13 protein-coding genes (1 of these 13 only partly in view) are annotated in these 16957 nt (G+C 70.6%); 8 read left to right on the top strand and 5 right to left on the bottom strand.

Annotated features, from left to right (window positions below):
* The 4 genes in view from ACFPFG_RS32655 to ACFPFG_RS32670 are tightly spaced (each overlapping or abutting the next) and all read left to right on the top strand, a layout consistent with a single transcriptional unit that may run on beyond the window.
* On the top strand, window positions 1-2877 hold the 3' end of the coding sequence (locus tag ACFPFG_RS32655; RefSeq protein WP_380110023.1) for an amino acid adenylation domain-containing protein. Its footprint begins 6978 nt before the window's first position; only the last 2877 of its 9855 coding nucleotides appear in the window; the start codon falls outside the window, past its left edge; its stop codon occupies window positions 2875-2877.
* A complete protein-coding gene (locus tag ACFPFG_RS32660) occupies window positions 2874-3647 on the top strand; it encodes a thioesterase II family protein (protein ID WP_183021969.1) in 774 nt (257 codons plus the stop codon). Before ACFPFG_RS32655 ends, ACFPFG_RS32660 begins: the two co-directional genes overlap by 4 nt.
* Complete coding sequence (gene ccrA, locus ACFPFG_RS32665; RefSeq protein ID WP_183021970.1) at window positions 3644-5050, top strand: crotonyl-CoA carboxylase/reductase; 1407 nt, start codon at window positions 3644-3646, stop codon at window positions 5048-5050. The genes ACFPFG_RS32660 and ccrA overlap by 4 nt, the downstream gene beginning before the upstream one ends.
* On the top strand, window positions 5047-5769 hold the full coding sequence (locus tag ACFPFG_RS32670) for a 4'-phosphopantetheinyl transferase family protein (protein WP_374617694.1): 723 nt from the start codon (window positions 5047-5049) through the stop codon (window positions 5767-5769). The genes ccrA and ACFPFG_RS32670 overlap by 4 nt, the downstream gene beginning before the upstream one ends.
* Here ACFPFG_RS32670 and ACFPFG_RS32675 read toward each other — a convergent pair.
* From ACFPFG_RS32675 to ACFPFG_RS32695, 5 genes are all read right to left on the bottom strand, one after another.
* The gene (locus tag ACFPFG_RS32675) at window positions 5721-7526 is read right to left on the bottom strand and encodes an ABC transporter ATP-binding protein (RefSeq protein ID WP_380110026.1); all 1806 of its coding nucleotides are present in this window, start codon (window positions 7524-7526) and stop codon (window positions 5721-5723) included. The genes ACFPFG_RS32670 and ACFPFG_RS32675 overlap by 49 nt on opposite strands.
* Entirely contained in the window at window positions 7523-9379 is a 1857-nt protein-coding gene (locus ACFPFG_RS32680) for an ABC transporter ATP-binding protein (protein WP_380110028.1), read from the bottom strand. The genes ACFPFG_RS32675 and ACFPFG_RS32680 overlap by 4 nt, the downstream gene beginning before the upstream one ends.
* A gap of 55 nt (window positions 9380-9434) precedes the next feature.
* A complete protein-coding gene (locus ACFPFG_RS32685; protein WP_183021974.1) occupies window positions 9435-10454 on the bottom strand; it encodes a helix-turn-helix transcriptional regulator in 1020 nt (339 codons plus the stop codon).
* Between the two features lie 104 nt (window positions 10455-10558).
* Window positions 10559-11839, bottom strand: coding sequence for a hypothetical protein (locus ACFPFG_RS32690; protein WP_197956111.1), 1281 nt, complete (start codon window positions 11837-11839; stop codon window positions 10559-10561).
* Entirely contained in the window at window positions 11820-14171 is a 2352-nt protein-coding gene (locus ACFPFG_RS32695; RefSeq protein ID WP_183021976.1) for an efflux RND transporter permease subunit, read from the bottom strand. Before ACFPFG_RS32695 ends, ACFPFG_RS32690 begins: the two co-directional genes overlap by 20 nt.
* A 232-nt stretch (window positions 14172-14403) precedes the next feature.
* Here ACFPFG_RS32695 and ACFPFG_RS32700 point away from each other — a divergent pair, with 232 nt between their 5' ends.
* From ACFPFG_RS32700 to ACFPFG_RS32715, 4 genes are all read left to right on the top strand, one after another.
* Window positions 14404-15504 carry an NAD(P)/FAD-dependent oxidoreductase gene (locus ACFPFG_RS32700; protein ID WP_183021977.1) on the top strand — a complete coding sequence of 367 codons (1101 nt, stop codon included), beginning with the start codon at window positions 14404-14406 and terminating at the stop codon, window positions 15502-15504.
* 202 nt (window positions 15505-15706) lie between these two features.
* Window positions 15707-16018, top strand: coding sequence for a DUF883 domain-containing protein (locus tag ACFPFG_RS32705; protein WP_012205816.1), 312 nt, complete (start codon window positions 15707-15709; stop codon window positions 16016-16018).
* Window positions 16019-16026: 8 nt separating this feature from the next.
* Window positions 16027-16446, top strand: coding sequence for a phage holin family protein (locus ACFPFG_RS32710; RefSeq protein WP_183021978.1), 420 nt, complete (start codon window positions 16027-16029; stop codon window positions 16444-16446).
* A 2-nt stretch (window positions 16447-16448) separates the two neighbouring features.
* The gene (locus tag ACFPFG_RS32715; protein ID WP_183021979.1) at window positions 16449-16820 is read left to right on the top strand and encodes a hypothetical protein; all 372 of its coding nucleotides are present in this window, start codon (window positions 16449-16451) and stop codon (window positions 16818-16820) included.
* The last annotated feature ends 137 nt before the right edge of the window (window positions 16821-16957 follow it).

The following is a 16957-nucleotide window of genomic DNA, read 5'->3' on the forward strand; positions in this document are numbered from 1 at the left end:
GGCGGGCGCCTCAATGTCTGCTGGGACACGGTCGATGCGCTGTTCCCCGAGGGGCTGCTCGACGCCATGTTCGGCGCCTACTGCCAGCTGCTGGACCGCCTGGCGGACGACAGCGATGCGGCCTGGGGCGAGGTGGCGCCGGTGGCGCTGCCGGCCGCCCAGGCACAGCGCCGCGCCGACTACAACGACACCGCCGATGCTGCGCTGCTGCAGGGCCCCATGGACCTGCTGGCGCCGCTGCGCCGGACGGTGGCCGCCACGCCGCAGCGCACGGCGCTGATCTCCGGCGAGCAGCAGCTGAGCTACCAGGCGCTGCACGATGGCGCCCAATGGGTGGGCTGGCGCCTGCGCCAGGCCGGCGTGCGGCCCGGTGACCGCGTGGCGGTCGTCGCGCCCAAGGGCTGGCAGCAGGTGCTGGGCGTGATCGGCGCCCTGGCGGCGGGCGCGGCCTATGTGCCCATCGACCCGCAGTGGCCCGCGGCGCGGCGCCAGGCGCTGCTGGCGGCCTGCTGCATCCGCCATGCCATCGTCGGCGCCGGCGATGCCCCGCTGGCCTGGCCCGACGGGCTGCAGATGCTGCAGGTGCCCGGTGCCGATGCCCTGCAGGCCTGTGCGGCCGAGGCGCAGGGCTTCGCATGGCATGCCGCGCAGGCCGGCGAACTGGCCTACATCATCTTCACCTCGGGCTCCACCGGCACGCCCAAGGGCGTGATGATCGACCACCGGGGGGCGCTGAACACGGTGCTGGACATCAACCGGCGCTTCGGCATCGGTGCCGGCGACCGGTTGCTGGGCCTGTCGGCGCTGAGCTTCGACCTGTCGGTGCACGACATCTTCGGCAGCTTCGCGGCCGGCGCCTGCCTGGTCCTGCCCGAGGCCGACGGCCTGCGCGACGCGCAGCACTGGCTGGCCCTGATGGCGCGCCATGGCGTGAGCGTGTGGAACAGCGTGCCCGCGCTGTGCCAGATGCTGCTGGAGCAGGCCGGCAGCGACCCCCAGGCACTGCGCAGCCTGCGCACGGTGCTGCTCAGCGGCGACTGGATTCCGCTGTCGCTGCCGCAGGCGCTGCAGGCGACGGCGCCGCAGGCGCGCCTGACCAGCCTGGGCGGCGCGACCGAGGCCTCGATCTGGTCCATACACCACCGGGTCGATGGCGTGCAGGCCGACTGGCGCAGCATTCCCTACGGCCGGCCGCTGGCCAACCAGGGCTTCCATGTGCTGGACGGCGCCCTGCAGCCCTGCCCCGAGTGGGTGGTGGGGGAGCTGTACATCGGCGGCATCGGGCTGGCCATGGGCTACTGGGGCGATGCCGCGCGCACCGACGCCGCCTTCATCGTGCATCCGGCCACGGGCGAGCGCCTGTACCGCACCGGTGACCTGGGGCGCTTCCATCCGCAGGGCCACATCGAATTCCTCGGCCGGCGCGATCACCAGGTCAAGGTCAGCGGCTACCGCATCGAGCTCGGCGAGATCGAGGCGGCCCTGCGCGCCCATCCGGCCGTGGGCGAGGCCCTGGTGCTGGCCATCGGCAGCGATGGCGGGCGCAGCCGCGCGGGGGCCGCGTCGCAGCGCAAGCAGGCGCTGGCCGCCTACGTGGTGCCGGCCGAGGGCGCGCCCGCCATCGACGGCCAGGCGCTGCGCGCTTTCCTGCAGGAACGCCTGCCGCAGTACATGGTGCCCGCCGACTGCATGGTGCTCGACCGCCTGCCGCTGAGCGCCAACGGCAAGGTCGATCGCGCCGCGCTGCCCGCGCTGCAGCCGCAGGCGGTGGCGCCACGCGAGAGCCAGCCGCCGGCCACGCCTGCCGAGCAGGCGCTGGCCGCCGAATGGTGCGCCCTGCTGTCGCTGCCGGGCGTGGACCGTCGCGACCAGTTCTTCGAACTGGGCGGCGATTCGCTGCTGGCCACGCGGCTGTGCGTGCGCATGAAGGAGCGCCACGGCATGGCGCTGTCGGTGCGCCAGGTGTTCGCGCAGCCCGAACTCGCGGCCATGGCGGCCTGCGCGGGAGGGGCGGCGCCGGGCCCGCGCGAGCTGGTGGTGCGGCTGACGCCGGGCCGGCCCGCAGGCCGCGAATGCGCATGGTTCGGCTTCCACGGCAGCGATGGCGAGGTGTCCGTCTTCCAGCCCCTGGCCCAGGCCCTGGGCGAGGCCGGCCGGGTGCTGCACGGCCTGCAGTCGCCGCAGCACCCGCCGCTGACCATCGAGGCCATGGCGCATGGTTATGTGCATGCGCTGCGCCAGGTGCAGCCCCAGGGGCCGTACCGCCTGTGCGGATTCAGCTCGGGCGGCGTGCTGGCCTGGGAGGCCGCCTGCCAGCTGCGCGACGCGGGGGAAAGCGTCGAGCGGCTGCTGCTGATCGACACCGTGCCGCTGCCGTCCGCCCTGGTGGACCGGCCGCTGGCCACGCTGGCGCTGTTCGCCGCCGGGCTGGGCCTGCCGGCGCCGGCCCAGGCCTGGCCCGACGGGCTGGTGGCGCCGCCGGCGCCGGGCGCCACGCAGGCGCAGCTGGCGGCCTGGCTGGCCGGCCTGCCAGCCGCCGACGGGCCGGCCTTGCAGCGGGCTGTGGACCAACTGGCCGCCGCCACGGGCAGGGACGCCGACGGCCTGGAGGCACGCTTCGCGCTGTTCCGCCATCATGTCGAGGCAGTGGCGCGGCATGTGCCGCGCGCGCTGGGCGAGGTGCCGGTGACCCTGCTGCGCGCCCGCCAGAGCGCCGCGGCCGATCTGGATGCCGCCGCCTCCTGGCACGGCCTGTGCGATCGGCTGGTGACGGCGGACATCGCCGGCGATCACTTCAGTTGCATGCAGGCCGGCCAGGTCGGGCAGTGGGTGGATCACCTGGTGGCCGAGGCGGCCGCCGAGGAGCTGGCGCAATGAGCCCGTCCAGGAACTGGATCCAGGCCGAGGCCATGACGTCGGAGCCGCGCCTGCGCCTGTTCTGCCTGCCGCATGCGGGCGGCGGCGCCTCGTTCTACCGCGGCTGGCAGGCGCAGATGCCGGCCGGCGTGCAGGTCTGCCGCATCCAGGCACCGGGGCGCGAGAACCGCATCGGCGAGCCCGCCTACCGCCAGATGACGGTGCTCGTGGCCGAACTGGCGGCGCAGCTGCGGCCTTGGCTGGACCAGCCGTTCGCGCTGTTCGGCCACAGCATGGGCTCGGTGGTCGCCTACGAGCTGGTCTGCGCGCTGCAGCGCATGGGGCGCACGCCGGTGCATCTGTGGGTGTCGGCTTGCCGGGCGCCGCACATCGCCGACGCCGCGCCCATCCACGGCCTGCCCCGGGCCGAGTTCCTCGCGGCCCTGGGCGCGCGCGGCGGCACGCCGCGCAGCGTGCTGGAGAACCCGGACTACATGGCCATGATGGAGCCGGTGCTGCGCGCCGACCTCGAACTCATCGAGCGCTGGCACCGCAGCAGCTGGCAGCCCCTGCCACACCCGATCACCGCCCTGGCTGCCACGGACGACGGCGTGACGCCGCTGGAGGCAGTGCAGGCCTGGGCCCCCTACACGCACGCCGGCTTCGCGCTGCAGCGCTTCCGGGGCGGTCACTTCTACCTTTCCGACCCGGCCCTGTCTGTGCCGGCCCTGGTGGGCCGCACGCTGGCCCTCCATTTGACCCCCCATTTGACCCAGGAGTCCTTCGCATGAAGCTGTCCACCGAACTCACCACCCTGCTCGACATGATCGAGTCACCCCAGGCCAGCAGCGCCGATTTTGCGAACCTGCGGTTGCCCGAGTCCATGCAGGCGCTGGCCACCCTGCGCGAGGACCAGGAAATGTTCGTCGGCATGGATACCGAGGACAAGGACCCGCGCCGCTCGCTCAAGCCAGTGCGGGTGCCCATCCCCGAGCCGCGCGCGGGCGAGGCCGTGGTGGCCGTGATGGCCTCCGGCATCAACTTCAACACCGTCTGGTCGGCGATCTTCGAGCCCTTGTCCACCCACCAGTTCCTGGCCCAGTACGCGCAAAGCCATCCGCGCGGGCGCCTGCACCAGCAGGACTACCACATCCTGGGCAGCGACGCGGCCGGCGTGGTGGTGCGCGTGGGCGAAGGCGTGACGCGCTGGAAGCCGGGCGACCGCGTGACCGTCAATCCCAGCGTCTTCGGCCTGATCGATCCGGCCGGGCACGACGATCCGCTGCTCGATCCCGATGCGCGGGCCTGGGGTTTCGAGACCAATTTCGGCGGCCTGGCCCAGTTCTGCCTGGTGCAGGAAAGCCAGCTGATGGCCAAGCCCGAGCACATGAGCTGGGAAGAGGCCGCCTCGCTGGCCTTGGTCTCGGGCACGGCCTACCGCATGCTGGTGTCGCGCAACGGCGCGCGCATGAAGCAGGGCGACAACGTCCTGATCTGGGGCGGCTCGGGCGGTATGGGCGCGGTGGGCATCCAGTACGTGCTCAACGGCGGCGGGCGTCCGGTGGCCGTGGTCTCCGGCCCCGAGAAGGCGGCCCTGGTGCGCGAGCTGGGCTGCGAGATGGTGATCGACCGCTCCCGGCTGCGCGGCGGCTTCATCAAGGACAACGGCGAACTCAACATGCGCCAGCTGGTGGCCTTCCGGGGCGCGGCCGAACGCCTGCTGGGCGGCGAGGAGATCGACATCGTCTACGAGCACACCGGGCGCGAGACCTTCTCGGCCAGCGTCTTCGTGGCGCGGCGCGGCGGCAAGGTGGTGACCTGCGGCTCGACCACGGGCTACCAGCATGTCTACGACAACCGCTACCTGTGGATGCACGTCAAATCCATCATCGGTTCGCATGGCGCCAACTTCCGCGAGGCCTACGAGGCCAACCGCCTGGCCTGCCTGGGCAAGATCCATCCGACCGTCTCGCATTCCTACCCGCTGGAGCAGGCCGCCGAGGCTGTGGCCGTGGTCAAGGAAAACCGGCATGTCGGCAAGCTCGGCGTGCTGTGCCTGGCCCAGACCGAGGGCCTGGGTATCCGCAATCCGCAGATGCGCGAGCGCATCGGCGAGCAGCGCTTTCAGCTCTTCAGGCAACACCGTGCCCGTGTGAACGACGTGCAGGCAGCGCCGCTCAGAGCCGCCGCATGAACGTGCTGGCGCAGCCGCCGGCCCCTGCGGTCTTGCCTGCACCGCAGGTGGTCCTGGTTCCGGTATGCGCGACACCCAGCCGGCTGCGGCAGATGGCGTCGTGGCTGGACGCCGATGAAGCGGCGCGTGCCAGCCGCTTCGTCCACGCAGCGGACCAGGCCGTCTATGTGGCATCGCATGCCAGGCTGCGCGAACTGCTGGCGCATGAATGCGGCTGCGTGCCGCAGGAGCTGCGCTTCGTGCGCGGGCCGTTCGGCAAGCCGGCCCTGTGCCCGGGCCACGCGCGGCCGCTGCTGCGCTTCAACCTGTCGCATGCGCGTGGCTGCGCCGTGATCGCGCTGACACGCGATGGCTCGGAGCCGGGAGTGGACATCGAGGCCGTGGAGCACTTCGATGCCATGCACGAGGCGCGCAGCCTGTTCCTGTCGCCTGCGGAATGCGCAGCCCTGGCGGGCATGCATCCGTTGCAGCGACGAGACCGGCTGGCGCGCAGCTGGACCGCAAAAGAGGCCTACACCAAGGCCGAGGGCAGGGGCCTGGCGCACGGCTTTCCCACGCTGGAGGTCTGTTTCGACGGCCCCGAGCGCTTCTCGGTGCGGCCTGCGGATGGCACGTCTGCCCGTCCCATGCGCGGCGCGTGGTCCGGTACCGTTGCCGGGCAGGGCACCGTCTACCGCGTCGCCGTCGTGGTGCTGGGGGCGGCCTCGCCCTTGGCTTGATCCTGGCCCGCAAGCTTCCAGCCACGGACTTCCGACTGCCTGCGCCACAGGCGCGCATAGGTGCCGCCGGCGGCCAGCAGCACCTCGTGGCGGCCCTGCTCGACCAGGCGGCCGCCTTCCAGCACCAGCAGCTGGTCGGCATGCCGCACCGTGCGCAGGCGGTGGGCGATGACCACCACGGTCTTGTCGCGCGTCAGCCGGTCGATGGCCTGCTGCAGCTCGCGCTCATGGGTGGCATCGAGGCTGGCCGTGGCCTCGTCCAGCAGCACGATGGGCGCGTCCTTGAGGATGGCGCGGGCAAAGGCGATGCGCTGGCGCTCGCCGCCCGACAGGCGCGCGCCGCCTTCGCCCAGCGGGGTGTCGTAGCCCTGGGGCAGGGCCATGATGAAGTCATGCGCCCGGGCCTGCTGCGCAGCGGCCATCAGGGCCTGCATGTCGGCATCGGGCCGGCCCACGCGCAGGTTGTCGGCCACCGTGCCCGAGAACAGCACCACGTCCTGGAACACCATGGCCACATGGCGGTGCAGGTCCTCGAAGGGCATGGCGCGCACGTCGATGCCGCCGATGCGCACGCTGCCTTCGGACACCTCCCACAGCCGCGCGATCACATTCATCAGCGAGGTCTTGCCCGCGCCCGACGGCCCGACGATGGCAGTCAGCGAGCGCTCGGGCAGGGTGCAACTGACGTCGTGCAGCGCATGCCGGGCATCGGCGGCGCTGTCGTAGGCCAGGGACACGCCATCGAGTCGGATCTCGAAGTGCGTCGGCGCCTCGGCCTGCGCGGGCTCGGCCAGCGGGGCCTGCGCCAGCAGGTTGCGCACGCGCGGCAGCCCCTTGTGGGCGAAGCGCAGCAGCCACAGCGTGATGCCCAGGTCGGACAGCCGGCGCGTCATGGTGATGGCCAGCAGCGCGAACATCAGAAAGGCCGGCGCCCCCAGCGTGCCGCCGCTGAGCAGGTAGCTGCCGATCAGCAGCACGCAGACGAAGCCCGCCTCGGTGATGAAGCTGAAGGCGTGGATCAGCGGGGCGGGGCCGGTCTCCATGCGTATGGCGGCGTCGCGCAGCTGCGCCAGCGCCAGGCGCAGGCGCTCCAGGCCTTCGCCCTGGCGGCCGAAGCTGCGCAGCACGGCAATGCCCTGCACATACTCGGCGCTGGCGTTCTTGGCGTGGTCCGAGGCCTGGACCAGGGCCCGTGTCTCGCGGTCCATGCGGCGCATCGCGCCCAGCAGCACCACCACCGCCAGCGGCAGGGTCAGAAAGATGGCCAGCCCCATGCGCCAGTCGATGGCCACCAGCGCCAGGCCCATGAACAGCGGCAGGGCGGCCGAGACGGTGAACAGGCCGATGAAGTGGCACCAGATATCCTCGATCAGCGCCATGTCGCTGGTCAGCACGCCGGCCAGCTGGCCGCCGCGCCGGCGCGAGAAAAAGCCCATGGGCAGCCGCCGCAGGTGGTCGGCCAGGCGGATGCGCGCCTCGCCCATCTGCCCGTAGGCCGCGCCGTAGATGCGCGACACCGACGGGATGCCGAAGCCGATCTGCACCGCCAGGGCCAGCGCGATGCCGGCCACCAGCCAGCCGGTGCGCTGCAGCGACAGCTGGCCGGCGAACAGATCGTCGAGCAGCACATAGGTCAGCAGATAGGGCGCGGTCGCGGCCAGGGCCTCGCCGACGGCCAGGGCCATGCCCTGCAGCAGTCGGGGGTCTCGCTTGCCCGAGAGGTCGTCGCCCAGGCGCAGGAGTTCAAGCAGGTTCATGGCAGTGTCTCGCGGGAAAGGCTGGGAAGGGGAGCTTGCGGGGACCGGTACTGGCGCTGCGCGGCGGCGCCGATCTCCCAGTGCGCGGCCTCCTGCTGGTCGGCCCACAGGCGCTGGTACAGCGGGCAGCGCGCGCGCAGCTCGGCATGCCGGCCCTGATCGACGACGCGGCCCTGGTCCAGCACCACGATGCGGTCGGCATCGACCACGGTGGCCAGGCGGTGGGCGATGACCAGCACGGTCCTGCCACGGAAAACCTCGGCCAGCGCGTCCTGGATCAGCGCCTCGTTTTCGGGATCGGCGAAGGCCGTGGCCTCGTCGAGCACCAGGATGGGTGCCTGCTTGAGCAGGGCGCGGGCGATCGACAGCCGCTGTCGCTCGCCGCCCGACAGCCGCGCGCCGCGCTCGCCCAGCACGGTGTCGTAGCCCTGCGGCAGCTGGCAGATGAACTCGTGCGCGCGCGCCAGGCGCGCGGCCTCCTGCAGCTGCGCGTCGGTGGCGTCGGGGCAGGCCAGGCGCAGGTTGTCGGCAACCGAGCCGGCAAACAGAAAGACCTCCTGGAACACCAGGGAGACCCGGTCCAGCAGCGCGTCCAGCGGCATGTCGCGCAGGTCCACGCCGCCCAGGCGAACGCTGCCGGCGTCCACATCCCACAGGCGCGCCACCAGGCGTGCCACCGTGGTCTTGCCGGCGCCGCTGGGGCCGACCAGGGCCGTGATCTGCGCGGCCGGTATCTGCAGGTTCAGGTCCTGCAGGATGGCGCGGCCGTCGTAGCTGAAGCCCACGCCCTCCAGCGACAGGCCGTTGTCCGCGGGCAGGCCGGCGCTGCCGGTGGCGCCCCGTGCGTCCAGTTCCGGGCTGTCGAGGATGGCATTGATGCGCTGCAGGCCTTCGCTGATGCGCATCAGGTCGCCGCCCGCATAGGTCAGGCGCAGAAAGGCCGACAGCACCTGGGGGCCGAGCACGATGAACAGCAGCAGCACCGGCAGGCTGACCTCGCCGCGCTGGTGCAGCCACACGCCCAGCGGGGCGATGGCGATCAGGCTGGAGCCCAGCAGGGCCGTGAAGCCGACCCAGACGGCGCGCATGCGCCGCGTGTAGTCCGACAGCCATTGCACCGAGCCGTGGATGGCATCGCGCAATTCGCTGAAGGAGCGCGCGCCCAGCCCGAAGGTCTTGATGACATGGATGCCGCGCAGGTATTCGAGCATGGCGGTGTTGATGCGTGCCTGCACCGCATGCCACTCCTGCATGCGCGCGCGCGCCTGGCGGCCGAAGAACAGGCCCTGCAGGATGAGGGCCACGGGCAGCACCGCGACCGAGGCCAGGGCCAGGCGCCAGTCCACGGTGAACAGCAGCAGCGTGGTGGCCAGCGGCACGGTCAGCGCCGCCACCATGTCGGGCAGGCCATGGGCGATGAAGCCTTCCAGCGCCACCGCGTCGTTCATGAAGGCCTTTTGCAGATCGCCGCTGCCATGGCGCGAGAAAAAGGACATGGGAACGCGCGACAGCTTGTGCGCCATGCGCAGCTGCACGTCGTGCATCACGCGAAAGGCCGCCACATGGGCCAGCAGGCTGGAGCCGGCCGCGAACCCAAAGCGCAGCAGCAGCGCCACCAGCGCGATCCAGGCCAGCTGGCGCAGCCGCCCGGCATCCGGCTGGACGGCAAAGACCTCGACGGCCATGAAATACAGCACGCCATAGGGCACCAGCTGGACCAGGGCGGCCAGCAGCGACAGCAGGCTGGCGGCCGCCGTCAGCGGCAGCTGGGTGCGCGCCAGGCGCAGCAGGCTGGCGGAACCGGGCCGCGCCTCGGCGGCTGCGGCGGTATCGGACAAGGGGGTGGTGCTCATGGGTTCGGCTGCTCCGTGGGGGTGGTTGGGAGGCCGCCGCTGTGCACGCGCGCGCCTAGGAGGGCGGCGGCGAGGCCGTGTCCGGGGCCAGGGACAGGCCGCTGGGCGACACGCCGAAGGCCTCCTTGAAGATCGCCGAGAAATGGCTGGGGCTGCGAAAGCCCACCATCTGCGCGGCCTGCATCACGCCGACGCCTTCCTCGCCGATCAGCTGGCGCGCGCGCTGCAGGCGCTGCTTTTGCAGGAAGCTGAAGGCCGAGGTGCCGTAGACCGTGCGAAAGCCCGACTTGAGCTTGTTGTCGTTGATGCCCACGCGCCAGGCCAGCTCGATCAGGGTCGGCGGATTGCACATCTCGCTGACCAGGATCTGGGCGGCCTTGTGGATGCAGGCCAGGTCCGCCGCCTTCATGCGCGGCGCCACGGTGCGCGGCAGCGACAGCTTGCGCAGCAGCTCCAGCTGGTGCGACCACAGCTCCAGCACCTTGGCCGACAGGTAATGCCACTGGATGTGCGGCTGGTGCGTGCACTGCACCACCTCGTGCGCCACGGCCAGCATCCACTGCGACGCCAGGCCGGAGTTGTGCACGCCGTGCGACAGGGTGTTGCCCAGCCGTTCGAGCACGAAGCTCTCCTCGGCCGACTCCAGCCAGTTCGGGCTCAGGTGGATGGTGAGGAAGCAGCCGCGCTCGCCGCCCTTGAAGTGCGAACTCACATGGCTGTCGGTGCGCGCCGTGGTCGCCGGGTAGCGCGCGAACAACGTCTCCTGGCGGCCGATGCGCACGGGCGGGCTGCCCGCCGTGTCGTTGACCAGGCTTCCTTCGAGGCAGACGGTGAAGCTCAGATTGGGCTGGGCCACCACCTCGGCGTAGATCTCTGTGTCCCGGTGGAAGGTGGACTCCATCAGCGCCAGGCTGGCATTGCCGAGCAGGGCCGAGATGAAGACACGGCCGTGGCCATGTTCGGGCGGAATCTGCCAGACCTGGCCGCTGACCGGGGTGGCCACTTCCGACGTGTCGAAGCGCGCCTGTTCCGGTGGCAGTCCGAACACATCCGCAATGGAAAGCCTGATTTTCAATGCCGCCCGATTCCATGAATTGATAATGGTTCTCATTAAGATCTATTGGCATAAGCTTGTCAAGTATTTCGGGGGCGGATAAGGGGTCGTGACGGAGCCTGGTGCTAGAAGGAACGGCGTGCGGACAGATAAAAGGAGGACTGTCCGCGCCATATGCCGTATTCGCTGGCGGCATTGCCCCACAGGCGCATGACGCCGGCATCGAAACGCCATTGGTCGTCCATTTGCCATTGCGCGTACAGCTCTGCCGAGCCGCTGCGGTCGCTGCTTTGCAGCACGCCGCGCAGGCCGACCTCCAGGCTGGTGTCGAGGAAGCGCTCGCGCACCAGGTAGGTCAGGCCGTGGCGCCGCTGGCTGCGGCCTCCGTTCAGCGGCGAGGCCGCCTGGCGGTCGAAGTAGGCCTGCAGGTTGAAGTAGGGGCCGTCGTCGAACTGGCGGTCCCAGCCCAGCACCGCCCGCACGCGTGGCGAGCGTCCCAGCGCGCCCGTGTTGGTCGAAACCAGCGGGGCATCGGGCTCCCAGGCCATCTCGCCGCGCAGGCCGTGGTTGCCGAGCACGCCTTGCACCGCCGCGCCCAGGGTGCGCACGGCAGGCGCCGCGAAACGCCCTCCGCCCAGGGCCAGCGGCTCGCGCGCATGGCCCTGGTAGGCCAGCATTTCGAGGTCGAAGCCGTTGCCGTAGCGGATCCAGCGCACGCCGTATTCCGGGCGCGCGGGCGTCTCGACGCGGGTGGGCGAGGCGCCGGAGGCCGCACGCTGCTGGCGCAGCGCCTCTGGCTCCCAGGGGCTGCCGGCCTGCGGCAGCCGGCCGACGCCGGCACGCGGCACCCACACCAGCTGCAGCCGCCCGCCCAGGGCTTCGCGCTCGGCCGTGGCCAGCCAGGACGGCAGCCGCGTGGTGTTGCGCATGCCGCCCGCGAACGGGTCGGACAGGTCCACCGGGTTGACCAGGTCGAGCACGCTGCGCCCGTCCGCCGCGCCCCAGCGCAGCCTGCGGCGTCCGGCGTCGAGCCGCCAGGCGCCGAGGTCGCGGCCCAGCGTCAGCTCGTGCAGGCGCGTGCGCACGGTGGAGTGGCGGTAGGTGGCCAGCGGGTCCCAGTCCACATAGGCCGAGGCCAGCAGCGACAGCGGGCCCGACTTCCACTGGGTTTCGAACCAGGCGCGCTGCGTCGCGCTCATGGCATGGCCGTCGTCCAGGCGCGAGCGCAGCTGCGACATCAGGTGGCCCGAGGTGGTCCAGGATGCGCCGGCATCGGCGGTGGCGGGCTCCGCCTGCGCTGCACCGGAAGTGGCGCAGGCCAGGGCGATGCAGGCCGGGGCGATGCAGGCGCCGCCCCAGGCCCCGGCCCAGCTGGCGCGCAGAGGGCTACGACTGGGCCTGGGCATGCGACGGCATTACGGGCACCGGCACGCGCGGCGGGAACAGCGTCAGCAGGGCCGGCACCAGCAGCAGGTCGCTGACCAGCGCGCACAGGAAGGCGAAGGCCGCGACCAGGCCGAACTCCGACAGGTCCGTGCTTTGCGAGAACACGAAGGCGCCGAAGCCCATGAACAGCACCGAGGAGTTGAACAGCAGCGCGCGGCCGATGTGGCGCACGGTGGCGCGCAGCGCGGCGGCCTGGTCGCCCAGCTCGCCCAGGTGGCGCCGGAAATGGGCGAAGAAATGCACGTTGTCGTCCACCGCCACGCCGATCACCACCGGCGCCAGCATCATCAGCGGCAGGTGCAGCGGGATGCCCAGCAGGCCCATCAGCCCGAAGGCGAAGACCACCGGCAGCACATTGGGCACCAGCGCGATCAGGCTCAGCCGCAGCGAGCGCAGGATCAGCAGCAGCAGCAGGGCGACGGCCGCCAGCGCCAGGCCGAAGCTCAGCATCTCGCCCTGCACGATCAGATCGCACAGCGCCACCACCAGGGCGAAGTTGCCGGCCGCCGCCAGGCGCGTGTCGGGTGCCAGCAGGGGGGTGGCCTCGCGATCGATGAAGGCCTCCAGCTCGCGCAGGTCGCGCGAGTCCAGGCTGCGGGTGCGCACGGTGACGCGCGCCTGGGCGCCGTCGAAGGACATCAGCCGCTCCAGCGACTTGCCGCCGCTGGTTTCGTAGAGGAACAGGTACTGCGCGGCCTGCTCGGGCGTGTCGGGCAGCCGGTTCCAGGCCGGGTCGTCGCCGTGCAGGGCCTGGTTGGTGCGCGCCACCACATCGGCCAGCGAGCGCGTCTCGGTCACCATCGGGTGGGTGGCGATGCGCGCCTGCAGCGCCGCCATGCGGCGCAGGAAGTCCAGTTCGCGCACACCGTCGGGCTTGGGGGCGGTGAGCACCAGCTCCACCGCCATCGCGCCCTTCATGCGCTGGTCCATCAGTTCATAGGACAGGCGCAGCGGCGCGCCGCGCGGGAAGCTCTCCACGGTCTTGGTCTGCGGCTCGACGCGGTGCGCCGCGCCCACCGCCAGCACGGTGGCGGCCAGAAAGCCCAGCGCCACCGTGCGCGGCCGGGTCATGGCGAAGCCGATGGTGCGTTGCAGCAGGCGGTCCAGCCTGCCTTCGTGCTGGCCCTCACGCTGTGGCGCGGGCCGCGCCTGGCGCAGCGCGCGGCCGCTGGCCAGCAGGGCCGGTGCCAGCACCAGCGACAGTCCTGCCGCCAGCACGATGCCCACGGCCGCGAGCACGCCGAGCTGGTTGATCGGCTTCAGGGGCGCGCCGCCGAAGGCCAGAAAGGCCGCCATATTGGTCAGCGTGGTCAGCAAAATGGGCACCGCTACCCGCTCCAGCGAGCGCGACACGGCATCGGGATGGGGCGTGCCGCCCTCCAGCTCCTGCTGGTAGTCGGCGATGACGTGGACGCTGTCGCAGATGCCGATGCTGACCAGCAGTGTCGGCAGCATGGCGGCCAGCCCCGTCATCGGCCAGCCGAAGACGGCCGCCAGCGCAAAGGTCCAGACCACGGACAGTGCCATCACCACCAGCGGAATCAGCGCCGCCTTGAAGCTGCGCAGCAGCACCAGCAGCATGGTGCCGAACAGCCCCAGGCCGATCAGCCCGAAGCGGCCGATCTCCTCGCCCACCAGCTGGTCGAAGGCCTGGGCCATGACCGGCCCGCCTATCAGGTGCGTGTGCAGGTCGGGAAACCGCGCCACGATCTCGGCGACGGCCGGGCCGACCTCCTTGCGCTGCATCTCGCGGTCGCCCGGATAGGCCTTGAGCTCCACGACGATGGCCGTCAGCGTGCCGTCGTCGGACACGAAGCGCCCGGCCAGGGCCGGGTCGGCTAGCGCGCGGCTGCGCAGCCGCGCCAAGTCCTGGGGCGCGCTGGGGATGTCCTTGAAGAGGGCTCCCACATGAAGCGTGTCGCCCTGGGCGCTCATGACCTCGGCCGAGCCCAGCCAGGAGACCTCGCGCACATAGGGCGTGTCCTGCTCCAGCGCGGCGGCCAGCGCCTTGACGCGGCCGAGCAGCGCGCTGGAGAAGACCTCCGGGCTTTCCACCAGCACCACCACGCTGTCGTCGTTGCCGAAGGTGCGCTCGAAGTGCTTGACTGCGAGCAGCCGCGCGTCGTCCGCCGCGAAGTAGGACGCTTCGCTTTCCTCGAAGCGCAGGTGCTGGAGCTGCAGGCCCAGGATGACGGTGACTAGGGCGACGATGGCGAAGACGACATAGCGTCCGCTGACGATGCGCTGTGCCCACCAGGTGCGCCGACGCGGCTGTGATTGCGGTGAATGCATGGGAATCCCAAGGGGGGTGAAACCGGCTGTCCGGGCGTATGGTCACGGCCGGGGAAGCATTGGATTGGCAAAGTTAACTGAGAATCGTTCTCGACTGTGGGCGCAATTGTTCGTGCCGGATCAGACAGGGCAGGGAATGGCGCGCGCGGTCACAGGCGCCGTGAAGGACGGTCTCTCGCGGCCTGCCAGGCGCGCCGATAATCGACAGTCTGGTGAAAAACAGGCGGACAAGATGAGCGAACAAGTCGATTGCGTGGTGGTCGGGGCAGGGGTCGTGGGGCTCGCGGTGGCCAGGGCGCTGGCCTTGCAGGGCAGGGGGGTGATGGTGCTGGAGGCGGCCGAGGCCATAGGTACAGGTACCAGCTCGCGCAACAGCGAGGTCATCCATGCGGGCATCTACTATCCGCAGGATTCCCTGAAGGCGCGTCTGTGCGTCGAAGGCCGGCAGCGGCTGTATGCCTACTGCGAAGAGCGCGGCGTCGAGTACCGGCGTTGCGGCAAGCTCATCGTCGCGACGGATGAGGCGCAGCGTGGGCAGCTGCAGGCCATTGCACGCAAGGCCGAGGCCAATGGCGTCCATGATCTGCGCTGGCTGGAGCGTGACGAGGCCCGGAGCCTGGAGCCCGCGCTGCAATGCGTGGCGGCCCTGTCTTCGCCGAGCACCGGCATCATCGACAGCCATGGGTTGATGCTGGCCTTGCAGGGCGATCTGGAGCACGCGGGTGGCATGGTGGTCTGCCATGCCCAGGTGCAGGAGGCGGCCGCCGTGTCGGACGGCATCTGGCTGCGCACGGAGGACGGCACGGAATTGACGGCCAGCACGCTGGTCAATGCCGCAGGGCTGCAGGCACCGGCGCTGGCATCACGCATCCGGGGCTTGCCGTCGCAGTACGTGCCCCATGCCTACTACGCCAAGGGCAACTATTTCACGCTGGCGGGGCGTGCGCCGTTCTCGCGACTGATCTACCCGGTGCCCGAGGCGGCGGGTCTGGGCGTGCACCTGACCCTGGACATGGGAGGGCAGGCGAAGTTCGGCCCTGATGTGCAGTGGGTCGATGGCGCGGACGATCTGCAAGTGGATCCGGCGCGTGCAGAGGCCTTCTATGCGGAGATCCGTCGCTACTGGCCTGAGCTGCCCGACGCCTCCCTGGAGCCTGGCTATGCAGGAATCCGGCCCAAGATCAGCGGCCCCGGCGAGGCCGCCGCAGACTTCGTGATCCAGGGGCCTCGGAGCCATGGCGTTGCGGGCGTGGTGCAACTGCTGGGCATCGAGTCACCGGGATTGACGAGCTGCCTGGCCATTGGCGCGCATGTGGCGCAATTGCTGGCCTGAGGATCTGCCGGTTCAAGACACACGGCCACGGCAGGCCTTGTCTGACAAGGCGCAGGCCCCCTCGCTTCCCGGAAGCCCGGGAACAATTGGATAAGATGCTTGTATGTAACAAGGGCCCTGCCCATGTTGCGTGACAGGTATCGGGCGACATGATTGCCTGCTCCCCGCTGTATTTGTTTTCACCTCAATAGAAAGGCTCATCATGACGAAATCGATCACTGACACCGTCTCCACCGCACAAGCCGATCTTGAAAAGCTGGTCGGCGACCTGCGTGGTCTGCTGTCTGCCAAGGAGCTGGATGCAGTGCCGGAAATCCATATGCTGCGCCAGCGTATCGATGATGGCATGTCCAATGTGCGTGAGTCCGCCGTGCGTGCGGCGCAGGAAGCGGCCCGCCAGGCCAAGGATGCCGCCTACGCTGCCGATCGCTACGCCCACGATGAGCCGTGGCGCGTCGCAGGCGCTGCCCTTGCCATGGGTGCCTTGCTGGGCTTCCTGCTGGGCCGTCGCTGATCAACGGCATGCCTGACCAGAAAAGGATGCCTGTGAATTGGATTTCCCTTCTGGGTTTGGATGCCTGGGTGGCGCGCTGGCGCGCTTCCGTGATCGAGCTGGCCATCGCCGCAGAGGACCGGACGGACCTCGCCCGGCTTGAGTGGGCCGAGCACAAGCGCAGCATGCAGACGGTGGTCGTGCTGCTGATTGCGCTCGCTGGACTCAGCGTCGTGGTGATGCTCACGCTGTCGGTGGCCTTGCTCGTGCAGTTCTGGGATACCGAGCACCGCGTGCTGGTGGCCTGGCTGGTCGGCGGCGGCTGGCTGGCGGTCTGGGCCATCGCCCTGTGGCAATTGCTTGCCGCCGTGCGCCGGCTGGCCCGCCCCTTCATCCTTACCCGCAACGAGCTGAGCCAGGACTGGCAGGCGCTGAAGAAGAGGCTGTAGCCATGGTCGATGCTTCCAACGCTTCCCCGTCCCGCAACGCCATCGCGCCGCCCGCGCCCACGGGGCTCAATGCGCAGCTCTGGGCCACATCCACCGTTGAGCAGCAGCAGGTGATGCAACGCATTGCCCAGCAGCGCGAGCGCCTCAAGGCGCGCTCTGCGGCCGTGGCCCAGGCCCGGGCATTGAGCCGCTCTGCCACCCAGGTGCAGCCCGACGCGCCGCTGGTGGAGCGTGCCATCACCTTTGCGCGCCTGCATCCCGTGGCCGTGGCCGTGGCGGCCGGTGCCGCACTGATGGTGGGCCCGCGCAAGCTGCTGCGATTCGGCACCACCGTCATGCCCCTGATCCTGCGCTGGCAGCAGCGCAGGGGTTGAGGGCCGAGAAGCCTGCTTCTCTCCCAAAGAAAACGCCCGGCACGCCGGGCGTTTTCGCGTTCTGCATTCAGTGCGGCAGCGCTGGCGGTGGTGTCTTGGACGAGCCTGCCTTGGCTGGAAACGGCCAGGCAGCCACC

The sequence above is a fragment of the Delftia deserti genome (assembly GCF_042653485.1).
Taxonomy (GTDB): domain Bacteria; phylum Pseudomonadota; class Gammaproteobacteria; order Burkholderiales; family Burkholderiaceae_C; genus Comamonas; species Comamonas acidovorans.

Excerpts from the sequence above, each read along its gene's own strand:
- ACFPFG_RS32660 (WP_183021969.1), top strand. The coding sequence starts at position 2,874 with ATGAGCCCGTCCAGGAACTGGATCCAGGCCGAGGCCATGACGTCGGAG.
- ccrA (WP_183021970.1), top strand. The coding sequence starts at position 3,644 with ATGAAGCTGTCCACCGAACTCACCACCCTGCTCGACATGATCGAGTCA.
- ACFPFG_RS32670 (WP_374617694.1), top strand. The coding sequence starts at position 5,047 with ATGAACGTGCTGGCGCAGCCGCCGGCCCCTGCGGTCTTGCCTGCACCG.
- ACFPFG_RS32675 (WP_380110026.1), bottom strand. The coding sequence starts at position 7,526 with ATGAACCTGCTTGAACTCCTGCGCCTGGGCGACGACCTCTCGGGCAAG.
- ACFPFG_RS32680 (WP_380110028.1), bottom strand. The coding sequence starts at position 9,379 with ATGAGCACCACCCCCTTGTCCGATACCGCCGCAGCCGCCGAGGCGCGG.
- ACFPFG_RS32690 (WP_197956111.1), bottom strand. The coding sequence starts at position 11,839 with ATGCCCAGGCCCAGTCGTAGCCCTCTGCGCGCCAGCTGGGCCGGGGCC.
- ACFPFG_RS32695 (WP_183021976.1), bottom strand. The coding sequence starts at position 14,171 with ATGCATTCACCGCAATCACAGCCGCGTCGGCGCACCTGGTGGGCACAG.
- ACFPFG_RS32700 (WP_183021977.1), top strand. The coding sequence starts at position 14,404 with ATGAGCGAACAAGTCGATTGCGTGGTGGTCGGGGCAGGGGTCGTGGGG.
- ACFPFG_RS32705 (WP_012205816.1), top strand. The coding sequence starts at position 15,707 with ATGACGAAATCGATCACTGACACCGTCTCCACCGCACAAGCCGATCTT.
- ACFPFG_RS32710 (WP_183021978.1), top strand. The coding sequence starts at position 16,027 with ATGCCTGACCAGAAAAGGATGCCTGTGAATTGGATTTCCCTTCTGGGT.
- ACFPFG_RS32715 (WP_183021979.1), top strand. The coding sequence starts at position 16,449 with ATGGTCGATGCTTCCAACGCTTCCCCGTCCCGCAACGCCATCGCGCCG.